Origin of the sequence: Streptomyces corchorusii, from assembly GCF_001514055.1 — a bacterium.
Lineage (GTDB): Bacteria > Actinomycetota > Actinomycetes > Streptomycetales > Streptomycetaceae > Streptomyces > Streptomyces olivaceoviridis.
In genome coordinates this window covers 339,998-357,495 of record NZ_KQ948361.1, presented here as the reverse complement: position 1 = coordinate 357,495, position 17,498 = coordinate 339,998, and the positions used below count along the sequence as shown (strand labels likewise).

9 protein-coding genes and 1 tRNA gene are annotated in these 17,498 nt (G+C 70.3%); 9 read left to right on the top strand and 1 reads right to left on the bottom strand.

The features are described from left to right. Positions 1-115 precede the first annotated feature (115 nt). Both AQJ11_RS28730 and AQJ11_RS28725 read left to right on the top strand, forming a co-directional pair. Positions 116-778: a DegT/DnrJ/EryC1/StrS family aminotransferase gene (locus tag AQJ11_RS28730; RefSeq protein ID WP_059265083.1), complete on the top strand. Its 663-nt coding sequence runs from the start codon at positions 116-118 to the stop codon at positions 776-778. An 84-nt stretch (positions 779-862) separates the two neighbouring features. Next, positions 863-938, top strand: a tRNA-Thr gene (locus tag AQJ11_RS28725). Positions 939-983: 45 nt separating this feature from the next. Here the strand turns inward: AQJ11_RS28725 and AQJ11_RS28720 are convergent. Beyond that, positions 984-3,743: a SpoIIE family protein phosphatase gene (locus AQJ11_RS28720; RefSeq protein ID WP_059265082.1), complete on the bottom strand. Its 2,760-nt coding sequence runs from the start codon at positions 3,741-3,743 to the stop codon at positions 984-986. 410 nt (positions 3,744-4,153) lie between these two features. Between AQJ11_RS28720 and AQJ11_RS28715 the strand changes: the two genes are divergently transcribed. From AQJ11_RS28715 to AQJ11_RS28680, 7 genes are all read left to right on the top strand, one after another. Then, positions 4,154-9,613, top strand: coding sequence for a HAMP domain-containing protein (locus tag AQJ11_RS28715; RefSeq protein WP_107120888.1), 5,460 nt, complete (start codon positions 4,154-4,156; stop codon positions 9,611-9,613). 294 nt (positions 9,614-9,907) lie between these two features. Then, the gene (locus tag AQJ11_RS28710) at positions 9,908-10,588 is read left to right on the top strand and encodes a response regulator (protein ID WP_014675391.1); all 681 of its coding nucleotides are present in this window, start codon (positions 9,908-9,910) and stop codon (positions 10,586-10,588) included. A 140-nt stretch (positions 10,589-10,728) separates the two neighbouring features. After that, entirely contained in the window at positions 10,729-13,479 is a 2,751-nt protein-coding gene (locus AQJ11_RS28700) for a DNA translocase FtsK (protein WP_208616634.1), read from the top strand. A 282-nt stretch (positions 13,480-13,761) separates the two neighbouring features. Beyond that, positions 13,762-14,604 carry a helix-turn-helix domain-containing protein gene (locus tag AQJ11_RS28695; RefSeq protein ID WP_058082131.1) on the top strand — a complete coding sequence of 281 codons (843 nt, stop codon included), beginning with the start codon at positions 13,762-13,764 and terminating at the stop codon, positions 14,602-14,604. A gap of 95 nt (positions 14,605-14,699) precedes the next feature. Continuing rightward, positions 14,700-16,172 carry a 30S ribosomal protein S12 methylthiotransferase RimO gene (gene rimO / locus AQJ11_RS28690; RefSeq protein ID WP_078611831.1) on the top strand — a complete coding sequence of 491 codons (1,473 nt, stop codon included), beginning with the start codon at positions 14,700-14,702 and terminating at the stop codon, positions 16,170-16,172. Then, entirely contained in the window at positions 16,169-16,939 is a 771-nt protein-coding gene (pgsA, locus tag AQJ11_RS28685) for a CDP-diacylglycerol--glycerol-3-phosphate 3-phosphatidyltransferase (protein WP_059265078.1), read from the top strand. Before rimO ends, pgsA begins: the two co-directional genes overlap by 4 nt. Next, positions 16,936-17,481, top strand: coding sequence for a CinA family protein (locus tag AQJ11_RS28680; RefSeq protein ID WP_041665524.1), 546 nt, complete (start codon positions 16,936-16,938; stop codon positions 17,479-17,481). The genes pgsA and AQJ11_RS28680 overlap by 4 nt, the downstream gene beginning before the upstream one ends. Positions 17,482-17,498 lie beyond the last annotated feature (17 nt).

Here is a 17,498-nt window from a genome sequence, read left to right as displayed (position 1 = left end):
CAATTTTTGAAAAGGTCGGATCCTGAACTTCGGTTCAGGGTCCGGCCTTTTTCTGTTGTGCGTAACGTGTCGTTCACGTTGCGAGCCCAGCATCCCAGACATGGGAACCGCAGCAATGCTCAGGGCCGCCGGCGTAGGAGCCGGTGACGAGGTCGTCGTACCGGCCTTCGGGAACGTCGAGGTCGCCGAGGCCGTGACCCTGGCGGGCGCGCTCCCGGTGTTCGCGGACATAGATCCCGTGACCTACTGCCTCGACCCGGACGCGGTCGAGGCGGCCGTAACCGCACGTACGGCCGCGGTGGTTGTCGTCCACCGCTTCGGACGGCGGGCCGACATCGGGCGGTTGCACGCGCTGGGGCAGCGGCACGGGTTGCTGGTGCTGGAGCAGGGCGAGTCCGAGGCACCGTACGACGAGATAGCGCAGCGCAGGCAGCGCGCGGCCTATCTCGACGCCAAGTTGAAGGGCGTACGGACGCCGGACGGTGGGGACGGGCACACCTATCAGCAGTACGTCGTGCGGGTGCCGGGGAACGGCCGGCCGGACCGGGACGCCTTCGCGCGGGCCGTACGGGCCAAGGGAGTCGAGTGCCGGGTGCCGGTGAAGACGCCCGTGCACCGGCTCCCGGAATTCCGCCGGTGCGTGTCGTTGCCGCAGACCGAGCTGGCCGCCGACGAAACGCTCGCGCTGCCCGTGGACGCCACGCTCACCAAGCGGGAGATGCACCGCATGGTGTCCGCCTGCAACGCCCTGGGCGGTCTGCTTCAGCCCGCCTTCTGACCGGACAGCGCACGAATTTGGGAACTCGGGCCTGCTCGGGGTACAGTTTCTTCGTCGCCGCGAGGGAAACCTCGAAAACGACAGGCCCCTATAGCTCAGTCGGCAGAGCGTCTCCATGGTAAGGAGAAGGTCAACGGTTCGATTCCGTTTGGGGGCTCCAGCAAAAATGCCCCACCCTTCCCGGGTGGGGCATTTTCGTGCTTGCTCAGGCCTCCTTGTGGATTCCCGGGACCCGCATCGCCAGAATCGCCATGTCGTCGGAGGGGGCGTCGGAGGCGAAACGCTCGACCGCGCGCATGATGCGTGCCGCGACCGCGCCCGCCGTCAGACCCGTGCACGTCGTGAGGACGTCGGCGAGGCCGTCGTCGCCCAGCATGCGCGAGCCCTCCCGGCGTTCGGTGACGCCGTCCGTGACGCACAGCAGCACGTCGCCCGGGTCGAGCGTGACCGTCTCCTCGTACAGCTCCAGGTCCTCGATGACGCCGAGCAGCGGCTGGGGTTCGGCCGCGGCCGTCACCGTGCCGTCCTGGCGCAGGCGCAGCGGGAGCGGGTGGCCGGCGCAGACCACCTTCAGCTCGGCGCTGCCGTCCTCCTGTGGGCGCATCTCGCCGTAGAGGAGGGTCAGGAAGCGGCTGCGGTCGCCCTCGTCGAGGATCGCGGAGTTCAGGCGCTCCAGCACGGCCGGGCCGGACAGGCCCTCGCGGGCCAGCAGGCGCAGGGCGTGCCGGGCCAGGCCGGTGACCGCCGCCGCGTTGGGGCCCGTACCGCAGACGTCGCCGATGGCGAAGCCGTACGCGCCGTCGCCGATGGGGAAGAGGTCGTAGAAGTCACCGCCGACCTCGTTGCCCTCGCCGGCCGCGCGGTAGATGACCTCGACCTCGACGCCGTCGATCTGCGGCAGGCCCGGCGGGAGCAGGCTGCGCTGGAGGGACTGGCTGATGGCCGTGCGCTCCGAGTACAGGCGGGCGTTGTCCAGGGCGAGGGCGGCCCGGCGGCTCAAGTCCTCGGCGAGTTCCAGGATTTCCTGGCGGAAGTGCTCGTCGGTGGGCTTGCCGAGGGTCAGCATGCCGATGACACGGTTGCGCGCGACGAGCGGCAGGACGACCGTCTCGCCGCCGACCGCGGAGGCCGTCGCGAGCGTCGGGCCGATGCCGGAGGCGATCTGGTGCGTGGGGCCGCCGGCCAGGCCCAGGCTGCGCATGGAGGTGCGCAGGGCGGCCTGGTGGGCGATCTCGCCGGGGGCCGTCCACACGCGGGCGCCGGGCGTCGGCACCGGGTCCGGCGGGGGGACCTTCGACAGCAGCGACTTGATGCCGTCGATGAGTTCCTCGTCCTCGTGCAGGACGTACGACAGGTACGGCTCGGAGGCCTGGTCGGCGATCGTGTAGACCGCGCACCAGGTGGCCAGCGTCGGGACCGTCATCTGGGCCATCAGGGCGAGGGTCTGGTCGCGGTCCAGGGTGCCGGCCAGCAGGTCGGAGGCCTCGACCAGGAAGCTCAGGGAGCCGCGGCGCAGCCGTTCCAGTTCGCCGAGGCGGGCCGACTCGACGGCCAGGGCGATGCGGTCGGCGGCGAACTGGAGGCGCAGCGCCTCCTCGTTGGTGTAGCGGCCGGGCGCCTCGGCGGCGACGCCGAGGGAGCCGGTGAGGCGGCCCTCGACCTTGAGCGGGACGGTGACGACGGAGCGCATGCCGGTTCCGGCGAGCAGGGGCACGGCGCCGGGGACGGCGGCGAGGTCGTCGTGGACGGCGGGCATGCGGGCGGAGCCGTAGCGGCCGGGGCCCGCTTCGACGGGCACGCGCGCGAAGCGCTGGCGGGCGGAGGGCAGGCCGGTGGAGGCGCGGACCTCCAGTTCCGTCTCGTCGTCGGTGGCGAGCAGCAGGAACGCGGAGTCGCCGTCGAGCATGTCGCGGGCGCGTTCCACCGTGCGCTGGAGGAGGCCGTCTAGGTCGTCCGGGGCGGGGGAGCCGATGAACACCTCGAAGGGGTCGGCGCTCTGCCCGTCGGCGGACGGGGCCGGGTCGGTGGCCGGGACGCGGGAGGGGGTTTGCAGGACGGCGCGCTCGTGGTCGCGGACGAGGAGGCAGACGGTGGAGGGCTCGCCGCCGGTGTCGCGGACCCTGAGGTGGGAGGCGTACACCTGGGCCACGCGGCCGTCGGCGCCGCGGATGCCGTAGGTGCCCTCCCAGCGGGAGAGCTGGAGGGCCTCGGCGATGCCGGTGCCGGTGCCCGGGGTGTGCGGCCAGGCGGCCAGGTCGACGAGGGGCTTGCCGATGACGTCGGAGGACGGGTAGCCGAACAGCTCCTCGGCGTCCTCGTTCCAGGCGCTGATGCCGCCCTTCCGGTCGACCTGGAGGACGGCGACGCGGACGCGGCCGTCGGCCAGCGGGAGGAGGTCGGCGGGCAGGGCCGGGCCGGCGGTGCGGGTGCCGACCGGGCGTTCGGGCAGGTTGAGCTGGAACCAGACGTTCTTGTGGGTGGGGGTGTAGTCCACGCCCCAGCGGGTGGCCAGGGCCGCGCAGAGCTGGAGGCCGCGACCGCCTTCGCGGTCGGGGCTGCTCATGGCGACGGCGGAGCTCTGGAGGGGGACCTCGCGCTCCGGGTAGCGGTCGGAGACCTCGATGCGCACGCCGTCCTCGGTGCGCAGGCACAGCACTTCCGCGTGCGTGCCCGCGTGGACGACGGCGTTGGTCACCAGTTCGCTGGTGAGGACGACCGCGTCGTCGACGATGTCGGCGAACCCCCAGCCCTGGAGGGTGTCGCGGACGAAGGACCGGGCGGTCGCGACCGATCGTCCGACGGGCTCGAAACTGGCAGCCGCGCGCGCGGTGATCACAGAACTCCTCGGCCGGTTGTCGACATGCAGGGCTGCGTGGCCGGCCGGCTCGCTCCGCTGCTGCGGCATCAGCTCGCCGGTCGGCTGTGGCTCCGGGGGATGTCCCCCGGGGATCAGTCCGGTGGTCATGGTGTCCGGCCGCCCCTCCGATGCCCGCTCGTACTCGTGCCACCGCCCAGACCGGTCGGACCGGTGCGGCTGGACAGCCGCATGCAAGGTTACTTACCTTCGCGGTCCCAGCGGATGCCGGTCGCCGGTGTTTACGCCCCCAGGGTGTGCGGACGATGTGCGAAGCTGCCGAACTGTTATGGCCTGGTTCGGCCGGGGTGAAACACTGGGCAGGCTTCTGACGAAGGTCGGGTCGGGTTGCGTGCGTTCCGTGTACGGCGGGCAGCAGCCTCTCGTGTGGCCAGATCCCGTCTGGCAGGAATACGCAGCAGTAACCGGTACGTGGAAGCAACCGGTATGCCGATGACCGGCAGGCCGGGCCGAAGCGATCGAGCACAGCAGTAACGGTCTACCCCTCCGGGAGGGACACAGTGGAGTCTGGCGCGGCGACGCGAGGCACGAGGACGCGCGCGAAAGGCGAATCGTCCCTGGGCAGGAGCGGCGGCACCACCACGGTGGACACGGTTGCCCTGAATCGGCTGCTGGCGGCCCTCGTGTCGATGCGCGACGGGAACTTCCGCAAGCGGCTCACGGTCTCCGGGGACGGCGTGATGTCGGAGATCGCGGCCGTCTTCAACGAGGTGGCCGACCGGAACCTGCATCTGACCGGTGAGCTGTCGCGGGTGCGGCGCATGGTGGGGCGTGAGGGAAAACTCACGGAGCGGCTGGAGACGGGGGCCTGTGAGGGCTCCTGGGCGACGGCCATCGACAACTCCAACGCGCTGGTGGACGACCTCGTCCGGCCGGTCTCGGAGGTCAGCCGGGTGCTCACCGCGGTCGCCGAGGGCGATCTGTCGCCGCGGATGGAGCTGCGGACGCAGGCGCCGGACGGCGGTACGGGGCATCCGCTGCGGGGTGAGTTCCTGAAGGTCGGCCGTACCGTCAACAACCTGGTCGACCAGTTGTCGACGTTCACGGACGAGGTCACGCGCGTGGCCAGCGAGGTCGGCACCGAGGGCAAGCTCGGCGGTCAGGCCCGGGTGCGCGGTATGTCCGGTTCGTGGAAGGACCTGACCGAGTCCGTCAACACGATGGCGGACCGGCTGACCGCCCAGGTGCGCGACATCGCCCTGGTGACGACGGCGGTGGCCAGGGGTGACCTGTCCCGGAAGGTGACCGTCCATGTCGCCGGCGAGATGCTGGAGCTGAAGAACACCGTCAACACGATGGTGGACCAGCTCTCGGCGTTCTCCTCCGAGGTCACGCGGGTGGCCCGGGAGGTGGGCACGGAGGGCATCCTGGGCGGCCGGGCGCAGGTGCCCGAGGTGGCCGGCGTGTGGAAGGAGCTGACGGACTCCGTCAACACGATGGCGGGCAACCTGACCGCGCAGGTGCGTGGGATCTCCCAGGTGACGACCGCCGTGGCGAACGGCGACCTGTCGCAGAAGGTGACGGTGCCGGCGCGCGGTGAGGTGGCGCAGCTCGCCGAGACGATCAACCAGATGACCGAGACGCTGCGGATCTTCGCTGACGAGGTCACGCGGGTGGCGAACGAGGTCGGCGCGGAGGGGCGGCTCGGCGGGCAGGCGAACGTGCCGGGCGCGGCGGGTACGTGGAAGGACCTGACGGACTCCGTCAACACGGTGTTCCGGAACCTGACCACCCAGGTGCGGGACATCGCCGCGGTGACGACCGCGGTGGCCAGCGGTGATCTGTCGCAGAAGGTCACCGTGGACGTGGCCGGCGAGATGCTGGAGCTGAAGAACACCGTCAACGGCATGGTGGACCAGCTGTCGGCGTTCGGTGCCGAGGTGACGCGGGTCGCCCGGGAGATCGGTGTCGAGGGCGAGCTGGGCGGCCAGGCGCAGGTGCCGGGGGCGGCCGGTACCTGGAAGGACTTGACGGACTCGGTCAACACCGCGTTCCGCAACCTCACCGGGCAGGTGCGCAACATCGCCCAGGTGACCACGGCGGTGGCCAACGGCGACCTGTCGCAGAAGGTCACCGTGGACGTGTCCGGTGAGATGCTCCAGCTGAAGAACACCGTGAACACGATGGTGGACCAGCTGTCGAGCTTCGCCGACCAGGTCACGCGGATGGCCCGGGACGTGGGTACGGAGGGCCGGCTGGGCGGTCAGGCCCGGGTGGACGGCGTCTCCGGTACGTGGAAGGAGCTGACGGACTCCGTCAACTTCATGGCCGGCAACCTGACGTCCCAGGTGCGGCAGATCGCCCAGGTGACGACGGCCGTGGCGCGCGGTGACCTGTCGCAGAAGATCGACGTGGACGCGCGCGGCGAGATCCTTGAGCTGAAGAACACGATCAACACGATGGTGGACCAGCTGTCCGCCTTCGCCGACCAGGTGACCCGCGTCGCGCGGGACGTGGGTACGGAGGGCCGCCTGGGCGGGCAGGCGCAGGTGCCCGGTGTGGCCGGTGTGTGGCGGGACCTGACCGACTCCGTGAACGGCATGGCGGGCAACCTCACGGCCCAGGTGCGCAACATCGCGCAGGTCGCCACCGCCGTGGCACGCGGTGACCTGTCCCAGAAGATCACCGTGGACGCGCGCGGGGAGATCCTGGAGCTGAAGAACACCCTGAACACGATGGTCGACCAGCTGTCGTCGTTCGCCCAGGAGGTCACGCGGGTGGCCCGTGAGGTGGGTACGGAGGGCATGCTCGGCGGCCAGGCCGAGGTGCAGGGTGTCTCCGGCACCTGGAAGGACCTCACGCAGTCCGTGAACTTCATGGCGAACAACCTGACCATCCAGGTGCGCAACATCGCCGAGGTGACGACGGCGGTCGCCAAGGGCGACCTGTCGAAGAAGATCACTGTTGACGCGAAGGGCGAGATCCTTGAGCTCGTCACGACGGTCAACACGATGGTCGACCAGCTGTCCAGCTTCGCCGAGCAGGTGACCCGGGTGGCCCGTGAGGTGGGCACCGAGGGCATCCTGGGCGGTCAGGCGCACGTGCCGGGCGTCACGGGCATCTGGAAGGACCTCAGCAACAACGTCAACCTGATGGCCAACAACCTGACCATGCAGGTGCGGAACATCTCCCAGGTGGCCGCGGCCGTCGCCAACGGCGACCTGACGCAGCAGGTGACGATCGAGGCGCGCGGTGAGGTCGCGCAGCTCGCCGACACCATCAACACCATGGTGAAGACGCTGAGTTCGTTCGCCGACCAGGTCACCAAGGTGGCCCGTGAGGTCGGCACGGACGGCATCCTGGGCGGCCAGGCGCACGTGCCGGGTGTGGCCGGCACCTGGAAGGACCTCACCGAGTCGGTGAACCAGATGGCGTCCAACCTGACCGGCCAGGTGCGCAACATCGCCATGGTCACCACGGCCATCGCCAAGGGCGACCTGACGAAGAAGATCGACATTGACGCGCGCGGCGAGATCCTTGAGTTGAAGACGACGATCAACACGATGGTCGACCAGCTGTCCAGCTTCGCCGAGGAGGTCACCCGGGTGGCCCGCGAGGTGGGTACGGAAGGCCAGCTGGGCGGTCAGGCACGCGTGCGTGACGTCGACGGCACCTGGCGGGACCTGACCGAGTCCGTGAACGAGATGGCCGGGAACCTGACCCGGCAGGTGCGGGCCATCGCGCGGGTGGCGACCGCGGTGACCCGCGGCGACCTGAACCTGAAGATCGACGTGGACGCGTCCGGCGAGATCCAGGAGCTTCAGGACTACATCAACAAGATGATCGCCAACCTGCGCGACACCACGATCGCCAACAAGGAGCAGGACTGGCTCAAGGGCAACCTGGCCCGGATCTCGGCCCTCATGCAGGGCCGCCGGGACCTGGAGGACGTGGCTTCGCTGATCATGAGCGAGCTGACGCCGGTGGTGTCCGCGCAGCACGGCGCGTTCTTCGTGGCGATGCCGCTCATGGAGGGCAAGGGCGTCGGCAACGGCGAGGACGACTACGAGCTGCGGATGCTCGGCTCGTACGGCTACTCGATGGGCTCCATGCCGACGTCGTTCCGGCCCGGTGAGGCGCTGGTCGGCACGGCCGCGCAGGAGAAGCGCACGATCCTGGTCTCGGACGCGCCGAGCGGTTATCTGAAGATCTCCTCGGGGCTCGGCGAGGCGCCGCCCGCGCAGGTCATCGTGTTGCCGGTGCTGTTCGAGGGCAAGGTGCTCGGGGTGATCGAGCTGGCGTCCTTCACGCCGTTCACGCACATCCAGAAGGACTTCCTCAACCAGATCGCCGAGATGATCGCGACCAGCGTCAACACCATCTCGGTCAACACCAAGACCGAACAGCTGCTCAAGCAGTCGCAGGAGCTGACCGAGCAGCTGCGGGAGCGGTCGGCCGAGCTGGAGAACCGGCAGAAGGCGCTCCAGGCCTCCAACGCCGAACTGGAGGAGAAGGCCGAGCTGCTGGCCCGGCAGAACCGGGACATCGAGGTGAAGAACACCGAGATCGAGGAGGCCCGGCAGGTCCTGGAGGAGCGTGCCGAGCAGCTCGCGGTCTCGATGCGCTACAAGAGCGAGTTCCTCGCCAACATGTCGCACGAGCTGCGCACCCCGCTCAACTCGCTGCTGATCCTGGCGAAGCTGCTCGCCGACAACGCCGAGGGCAACCTCTCGCCCAAGCAGGTCGAGTTCGCCGAGACCATCCACGGCGCCGGCTCGGACCTGCTCCAGCTGATCAACGACATCCTGGACCTGTCGAAGGTCGAGGCGGGCAAGATGGACGTCTCCCCGACGCGGATCGCGCTCGTCCAGCTCGTGGACTACGTGGAGGCCACCTTCCGGCCGCTGACCGCGGAGAAGGGCCTGGACCTGTCCGTCCGGGTCTCCCCGGAGCTGCCGGCGACCCTGCACACCGACGAGCAGCGGCTGCTCCAGGTGCTGCGCAACCTGCTGTCCAACGCGGTGAAGTTCACCGACTCCGGGTCGGTGGAGCTGGTGATCCGGCCCGCGGGCGCGAGTGTGCCGCAGTCCATCCGGGAACAGCTGCTGGAGGCCGGTTCGCTGCGTGATCCGGGCGGTGAGCTGATCGCGTTCTCGGTGACCGACACCGGTATCGGCATCGCGGCCAGCAAGATGCGGGTGATCTTCGAGGCGTTCAAGCAGGCCGACGGCACCACCAGCCGCAAGTACGGCGGCACCGGCCTCGGCCTGTCGATCTCGCGGGAGATCGCGCAGCTGCTCGGCGGTGAGATCCACGCGCAGAGTGAACCGGGCCGTGGCTCGACGTTCACGCTCTACCTGCCGCTGCACCCGAGCGAACTGCCGCCGCAGGGCTACCAGCAGTCCGTGCCCGCGCTGGAGGCCGGCGACCTGGTCGCCTCCGAGGCGCACCTGTCCTCGGAGCTGTCGGCGGTGGAGATCGAGACGCCGGCCGAGGTGAAGTCGTACCGGGAGACGCAGAACGGCGCCGCCGCGCTCTTCAGGCGCCGGCGGCGGAGCCGGCCGGAGGACGGGCAGCGGCCCGAGCAGTGGACGGCGGTGCCGGAGCAGGAGCACGCGCCGCAGCAGGGCCGCGCGGTGCGGTTCGGCGGCGAGAAGGTGCTGATCGTCGACGACGACATCCGCAACGTGTTCGCGCTGACCAGCGTCCTGGAGCAGCACGGCCTGTCGGTGCTGTACGCGGAGAACGGCCGCGAGGGCATCGAGGTGCTGGAGCAGCACGACGACGTGGCGGTCGTCCTGATGGACATCATGATGCCGGAGATGGACGGGTACGCGACGACCACGGCGATCCGCAGGATGCCGCAGTTCGCGGGGCTGCCGATCATCGCGCTCACCGCGAAGGCGATGAAGGGCGACCGGGAGAAGGCGATCGAGTCGGGCGCCTCCGACTACGTCACCAAGCCGGTCGATCCTGATCACCTGCTGTCGGTGATGCGCCAGTGGATGACCGCGGAGTGACCGCGGGGTGCCCAGGGTGAGCGGATCGGACGGGTGTGCGGTGAACGCCGGGGGAACCTTCGGGGGCCCCGGGGAGTTGCGGCATGATGAAGGCCGGGTACGCGGCGGAATCCCGGATTCCGGGAACCATCCGGGGTCTCGCCGCGTTTCCGCTATGTGCACAGTGACATCGCGGTGACAGGGTGTGGCGACGGGCGGGGTGCGGCTACGATGACCGGCACAAGGACGGGCGGCGAAAGGGAGTCGTCCCCTGGGGCGGCGCCCGGTGTACCGCCGGGGCGAGGAGGGCGGGCCATGGTGCAGAAGGCCAAGATCCTCCTGGTCGATGACCGGCCGGAGAATCTGCTGGCGCTGGAGGCCATCCTCTCTGCGCTCGATCAGACGCTGGTGCGGGCATCGAGCGGGGAGGAAGCGCTCAAAGCGCTGCTCACGGACGATTTCGCGGTCATTCTGCTGGATGTCCAGATGCCGGGCATGGACGGGTTCGAGACCGCCGCGCACATCAAGCGGCGCGAGCGCACCCGGGACATCCCGATCATCTTCCTCACGGCGATCAACCACGGCCCGCACCACACCTTCCGGGGCTACGCGGCGGGCGCGGTGGACTACATCAGCAAGCCGTTCGACCCGTGGGTGCTGCGTGCGAAGGTCTCGGTCTTCGTCGAGCTGTACATGAAGAACTGCCAGCTGCGGGAGCAGGCGGCGCTGCTGCGGCTCCAGTTGGAGGGCGGCGCCAAGGGCGAAGCCGCCGGCAAGGAGCCGGCCGGGCTCCTCGCCGAGCTGTCCGCGCGGCTCGCGGCCGTCGAGGAGCAGGCGGAGGCGCTGTCCAAGCAGCTGGACGACGACTCCGCGGACGCCGCCGCGGTGGCCACGGCGGCCCATCTGGAGCGCAAACTCACCGGGTTGCGCCGTGCGCTCGACGCCCTGGAGCCGGGCGCGGGCGGCGCCGGTGCCTCGGTGCCCTCGCAGAACTGACGTACAGGCGGAACCGACGCGCACCGGAACCGAGGTCACGGATGAGTGTGCGTCAGTTCCGGGCCCCGGCAGGCACGACACGAACGGGTGAAGCTGTGGGCACACGTGTCCGCTGTCGTCTCCCCCGGTAACCTCACACCATGGCCTCACGTCCCTCCGCAGCCAAGAAGCAGCCCGCCAAGAAGGCGGCGGCTCCCGCGAAGGCTCCGACGAAGAAGGCCGCCCCGAGGAAAGCCCCGGCCAGGAAGGCGCCCGCCAAGAAGGCCCCGGCGAGGAAGGCCGTGCCCGCCAAGCCGGCGCCCGCGCCTGCCGGGGGCCTGTACCGGCTCGTGCGCGCCCTCTGGCTCGGCCTGGCGCACGCCGTCGGCGCCGTCTTCCGCGGCATAGGGCAGGGCGCGAAGAACCTCGACCCGGCCCACCGCAAGGACGGCATCGCGCTGCTGCTGCTCGGCATCGCCCTGATCGTCGCCGCCGGCACCTGGGCGGACCTGCGCGGCCCCGTCGGCGACCTGGTCGAGATCCTGGTCACCGGCGCCTTCGGCCGGCTCGACCTGCTGGTGCCGATACTGCTCGCGGTGATCGCCGTCCGGTTCATCCGGCACCCGGAACAGCCGGAGGCCAACGGGCGGATCGTGATCGGCCTGTCCGCGCTCGTCGTCGGCGTGCTCGGCCAGGTCCACATCGCCTGCGGCTCGCCCGCGCGCAGCGACGGCATGCAGGGCATAAGGGACGCCGGCGGTCTCATCGGCTGGGCAGCCGCCACCCCGCTGACGTACACCATGACCGAGGTGCTCGCCGTACCGCTGCTGGTGCTGCTGACCGTCTTCGGACTGCTCGTGGTGACCGCCACCCCGGTCAACGCCATCCCGCAGCGGCTGCGGACGCTCGGCGTGCACCTGGGCCTGCTGCGCGATCCGGAGGAGGACCGGTTCGGGGAGGAGTACTACGACGAGCAGTGGCGCGAGGCGACGCCCGCGCGCCCCCGCCGACGCTCCGCCGCCCCGCAGGCGTACGACCCCGACAGCGCCGAGGAGGACGCCCTCTCGCAGCGCCGCGGGCGCCCCAGGCGCTCCGCGGTGCCCCAGCCGGACCCGCAGCGGCAGATGGACGCCGTGGACGTCGCGGCGGCGGCTGCCGCCGCGCTCGACGGCGCCGTCCTGCACGGCATGCCGCCGTCCCCGCTCGTCGCCGACCTCACCCAGGGGGTGAGCGCGGGCGAACGCGAGGACACCACCCCGGTGCCCGCGCCGGCGCCCGCCGACGAGCAGGACCCCGCTCCTGCCCCCAAGCCGGTCCCGGCGGCCCGCCCCCAGCAGGAGAAGCTGACGACCGGCTCCGTCCCGGACCTGACCAAGAAGGCCCCGGAGGAACCCCGCGACCTGCCCGCGCGCGCGGAGCAGCTCCAGCTGTCCGGCGACATCACCTACGCGCTGCCCTCGCTGGACCTGCTCCAGCGCGGCGGCCCCGGCAAGGCCCGCAGCGCGGCCAACGACGCCGTCGTCGCCTCGCTCACCCAGGTCTTCACCGAGTTCAAGGTCGACGCGCGCGTCACCGGCTTCACCCGCGGCCCGACGGTCACCCGCTACGAGGTCGAACTCGGCCCCGCCGTGAAGGTCGAGCGGATCACCGCGCTGACCAAGAACATCGCCTACGCGGTGGCCAGCCCGGACGTGCGGATCATCAGCCCGATCCCCGGCAAGTCCGCGGTCGGCATCGAGATCCCGAACACCGACCGGGAGATGGTCAACCTCGGTGACGTGCTGCGGCTCGCGGAGTCGGCGGAGGACGACGACCCGATGCTGGTCGCCTTCGGCAAGGACGTCGAGGGCGGGTACGTCATGCACTCGCTGGCGAAGATGCCGCACATGCTGGTCGCCGGCGCCACCGGCTCCGGCAAGTCGTCCTGCATCAACTGCCTGATCACCTCGGTGATGATGCGGGCGACCCCGGAGGACGTCCGGATGATCCTGGTCGACCCCAAGCGCGTGGAGCTGACCGCCTACGAGGGCATCCCGCACCTGATCACGCCGATCATCACCAACCCCAAGCGGGCCGCCGAGGCGCTGCAATGGGTGGTCCGCGAGATGGACCTCCGCTACGACGACCTGGCCGCCTACGGATACCGGCACATCGACGACTTCAACCGCGCGGTGCGCGAGGGCAAGGCCAAGCCGCCCGAGGGCAGCGAGCGCGAGTTGCAGCCGTACCCGTACCTGCTGGTGATCGTGGACGAGCTGGCCGACCTCATGATGGTCGCGCCGCGGGACGTGGAGGACGCGATCGTGCGCATCACACAGCTCGCGCGCGCGGCCGGCATCCACCTGGTGCTCGCCACCCAGCGCCCCTCGGTCGACGTGGTCACCGGTCTGATCAAGGCCAACGTGCCCTCCCGGCTGGCCTTCGCCACCTCCTCGCTCGCCGACTCCCGGGTCATCCTCGACCAGCCCGGCGCCGAGAAGCTGATCGGCAAGGGCGACGGCCTGTTCCTGCCGATGGGCGCGAACAAGCCCACGCGTATGCAGGGCGCGTTCGTGACCGAGGAGGAGGTCGCGGCCGTCGTCCGGCACTGCAAGGAGCAGATGGCGCCGGTCTTCCGGGACGACGTCACCGTGGGCACCAAGCAGAAGAAGGAGATCGACGAGGACATCGGCGACGACCTCGACCTGCTGTGCCAGGCGGCCGAGCTGGTCGTCTCCACCCAGTTCGGCTCGACGTCGATGCTCCAGCGCAAGCTGCGCGTCGGCTTCGCCAAGGCCGGACGGCTCATGGACCTCATGGAGTCCCGCAACATCGTGGGGCCGAGCGAGGGCTCCAAGGCGCGTGACGTTCTGGTGAAGCCCGACGAGCTGGACGGTGTGCTCGCCGTGATCCGCGGGGAGTCTGAGGGGTGAGGTGCGAAGGGCCGTTCGGCGGACGCGGGTTACGCCGGGTGGCGGGGGCGCCGTGACCCACCCGTTAGCGACCGGTGGGCAACCGTTCCCCTTTGTCGTACGTCCAGTTGAGCGAAAGGACAGGTAGGCGCCCCATCATGGGGTACCAGCCTGTCAAACCATCGGATAGTCCGGCCATTCCGATGGCGCACAAATGTCCTACCGTCCGGTTGTCCCACCCTTTCGCACCCCCCCTAGACTGAGCTTCCAGCACAGGTGGCTACACGCTCGAAAGGCGCCCCCGTGTCCATCGGCAACTCCCCTGAAGACGAGCGTCCGTTCCGAGACGAGTCCCAGGAAGCCCGACCCTCCGTGGGCCGCGCCCTCCAGCAGGCGCGGATCGCGGCCGGGCTCACCGTGGACGACGTCAGCACTGCCACTCGTGTCCGAATCGCCATCGTGCGCGCCATCGAGGCGGACGACTTCGCCCCCTGCGGCGGCGATGTGTACGCCCGCGGGCACATCCGCACGCTGGCCAGGGCCGTCCACCTCGACCCCGAGCCGCTGATCGCGCAGTACGACGCCGAGCACGGCGGCCGGCCCGCACCAACCCCCGCCGCACCCCTGTTCGAGGCGGAGCGGATCCGGCCGGAGCGGCGCGGCCCGAACTGGACCGCCGCGATGGTCGCCGCGATCGTCGTCGTGATCGGCTTCGTCGGGTTCACCGCCTTCAAGGGCGGCGGAGCCTCCGGCGACGCCAAGTCGCAGGTCGCCGAGGGCCAGAGCCCCACGCCCGGCAAGTCCGCCTCGCCCACGCCGAAGAAGGACAAGCCCGCCACACCGACCGGCGAGCCCTCCGACAGCGCCATCGCCGCCGCGCCCCAGGACAAGGTCACCGTCCAGGTCAGCGCGCCCAACGGACGCAGCTGGATCTCGGCCAAGGACCACAACGGCCGGATGCTCTACGACGGGCTGCTGAAGAAGGGCGAGTCCAAGACCTTCCAGGACAGCTCCAAGATCAACCTGATCCTCGGCGACGCCGGAGCGATCGAGCTGTACGTCAACGGCAAGAAGATCGAGGACACCTTCCGGCCCGGCGCCGTGGAGCGCCTCACCTACACGAAGGGCGACCCGGTCGCGGGCTGACGAGGGGCCCGCGGGACGGACGTGTGACGGAGTCGGCCACGATCGGCCAACCCCGTCGACGTGGGCTGTCCGTGAGACGAAGTAGTCTTGAGCCCATGCCTGAACGCCGTACCGTCGCACTCGTCACTCTCGGCTGCGCTCGTAACGAGGTGGATTCCGAGGAGCTCGCAGGCCGTTTGGAGGCGGACGGCTGGCAGCTCGTCGAGGACGCCGCGGACGCCGACGTCGCCGTGGTCAACACCTGTGGCTTCGTGGAGGCCGCCAAGAAGGACTCCGTCGACGCGCTGCTGGAGGCCAACGACCTCAAGAGCCACGGCAGAACCCAGGCCGTCGTGGCGGTGGGCTGCATGGCCGAGCGGTACGGCAAGGAACTGGCCGAGGCGCTGCCCGAGGCCGACGGTGTCCTCGGCTTCGACGACTACACGAACATCTCCGACCGCCTCCAGACCATCCTCTCCGGCGGCATCCACGCCGCCCACACCCCCCGCGACCGGCGCAAGCTGCTGCCGATCAGCCCCGCCGAGCGCCAGGAGTCGGCAGCGTCCGTCGCGCTGCCCGGGCACGGCCCGGCCGACCTCCCGGAGGGCGTCGCGCCCGCCTCGGGCCCCCGTGCGCCGCTGCGCCGCCGTCTCGACGGCTCCCCGGTCGCCTCGGTCAAGCTCGCCTCGGGCTGCGACCGGCGCTGCTCCTTCTGCGCCATCCCCTCCTTCCGCGGCTCCTTCATCTCCCGCCGCCCCAGCGACGTCCTGAACGAGACCCGCTGGCTGGCCGAGCAGGGCGTGAAGGAGATCATGCTGGTCTCCGAGAACAACACCTCCTACGGCAAGGACCTCGGCGACATCCGCCTGCTGGAGTCCCTGCTGCCGGAGCTGGCCGAGGTCGACGGCATCGAGCGGGTGCGGGTGAGCTACCTCCAGCCGGCCGAGATGCGCCCGGGACTCATCGACGTCCTGACCTCCACGCCGAAGGTCGCCCCGTACTTCGACCTGTCCTTCCAGCACTCCGCGCCCGGCGTGCTGCGCGCCATGCGCCGCTTCGGCGACACCGACCGCTTCCTGGAACTGCTCGACACCATCCGGAGCAAGGCCCCCGAGGCCGGTGTGCGCTCCAACTTCATCGTCGGCTTCCCCGGCGAGTCCGAGTCCGACCTGGCCGAACTGGAGCGCTTCCTGAACGGCGCCCGGCTGGACGCCATCGGTGTCTTCGGCTACTCGGACGAGGAGGGCACGGAAGCGGCGACGTACGACAACAAGCTGGACGAGGACGTCGTCGCCGAGCGCCTGGCCCACGTCTCCCGGCTCGCCGAGGAACTCGTCTCGCAGCGCGCCGAGGAACGCGTCGGCGAGACCGTCCAGGTCCTGGTGGAGTCCGTGGACGAGGAGGAGGGCGTCCACGGCCGCGGCGCGCACCAGGCGCCGGAGACCGACGGCCAGGTGCTCCTCACGAGCGGCGCAGGTCTGAGCGTCGGACGTATGGTCGAGGCGAAGGTGGTCGGCACCGAAGGCGTCGACCTGGTGGCCGAGCCGCTGACCGGCTCGCTCGCGTGTAGTGAGGAGGCGGGCAGATGACCGGAGTCCCGGCATCCGCCGCGGGCGGCTCCTCCGGCGCGCAGGGCGCACGGGGCCCCGCCGCCGCTGCCGACGGCGGAACCCCGTCCGAGGTCTCCGGTTCTGCTTCGGCTCCGGCCACGGCTCCCGAGGGCGGCAAACCGCCGCGCGGCGGGAAGATCGCGGCGGCGGCCGTCAACCAGGCGAGCGTCTGGAACGTCGCCAATCTGCTGACGATGCTCCGGCTCGTCCTGGTGCCCGGCTTCGTGGCGCTGATGCTGGCCGACGGCGGCTATGACCCGGCCTGGCGCTCCCTGGCCTGGGCGGCCTTCGCCATCGCCATGATCACCGATCTGTTCGACGGTCACCTGGCGCGCACCTACAACCTGGTCACCGACTTCGGGAAGATCGCCGACCCCATCGCCGACAAGGCGATCATGGGTGCGGCGCTCATCTGCCTGTCCGGCCTCGGCGATCTGCCGTGGTGGGTGACGGCCGTCATCCTCGGCCGGGAACTCGGCATCACCCTGCTGCGTTTTCTGGTCATTCGCTACGGTGTCATCCCCGCCAGCCGAGGCGGCAAGCTGAAGACGCTCACCCAGGGCGTGGCCGTCGGGATGTACGTCCTGGCCCTGACCGGGTGGCTCGCCAGCCTGCGCTTCTGGGTGATGGCCGCGGCGGTCGTCCTCACCGTCGTCACGGGCCTCGACTACATAAGACAAGCCATTGTGCTGCGCCGGCGGGGAATCGCCGAGCGGGCGGCAGCGTTGGAGGAGAAGGAAGCGTGAGTTCCAGGGCCACCGAACTGGTGCGACTACTGACCGTGAGGGGAGAGACCCTTGCCGTCGCGGAGTCGCTGACCGGTGGCCTGGTAGCGGCGGAGATCACCGGGGTACCCGGCGCGTCCCGGGTGTTCCGGGGCTCGATCACCGCCTACGCAACCGAACTGAAGCATCAGCTGCTGGGCGTCGATGCCACCCTGCTGGCCCAACGCGGAGCGGTGGATCCGCAGGTCGCGGGCCAGATGGCAGCCGGAGTCCGCAAAGCGCTGGGCGCCGACTGGGGCATCGCGACCACCGGGGTCGCCGGCCCCGATCCGCAGGACGGCAAGCCCGTCGGGACGGTCTTCGTGGCCGTCGACGGACCCTTCACCGCCCGGTCCGGTTCTGCCGGTGGCGGAAAAGTCGAGGGTCTGCGGTTGAACGGCAGCCGTGCGGAAATTCGTATGGAGAGTGTACGGAGCGTACTCGCAGTGCTCCTGGAGCAGCTTGCGGGCGAACAGACTGGGAATGAGCGGGCACAGGATACGGAACGGAACGGGGGGTTTTGATGTTTGCAGCCCTGAGT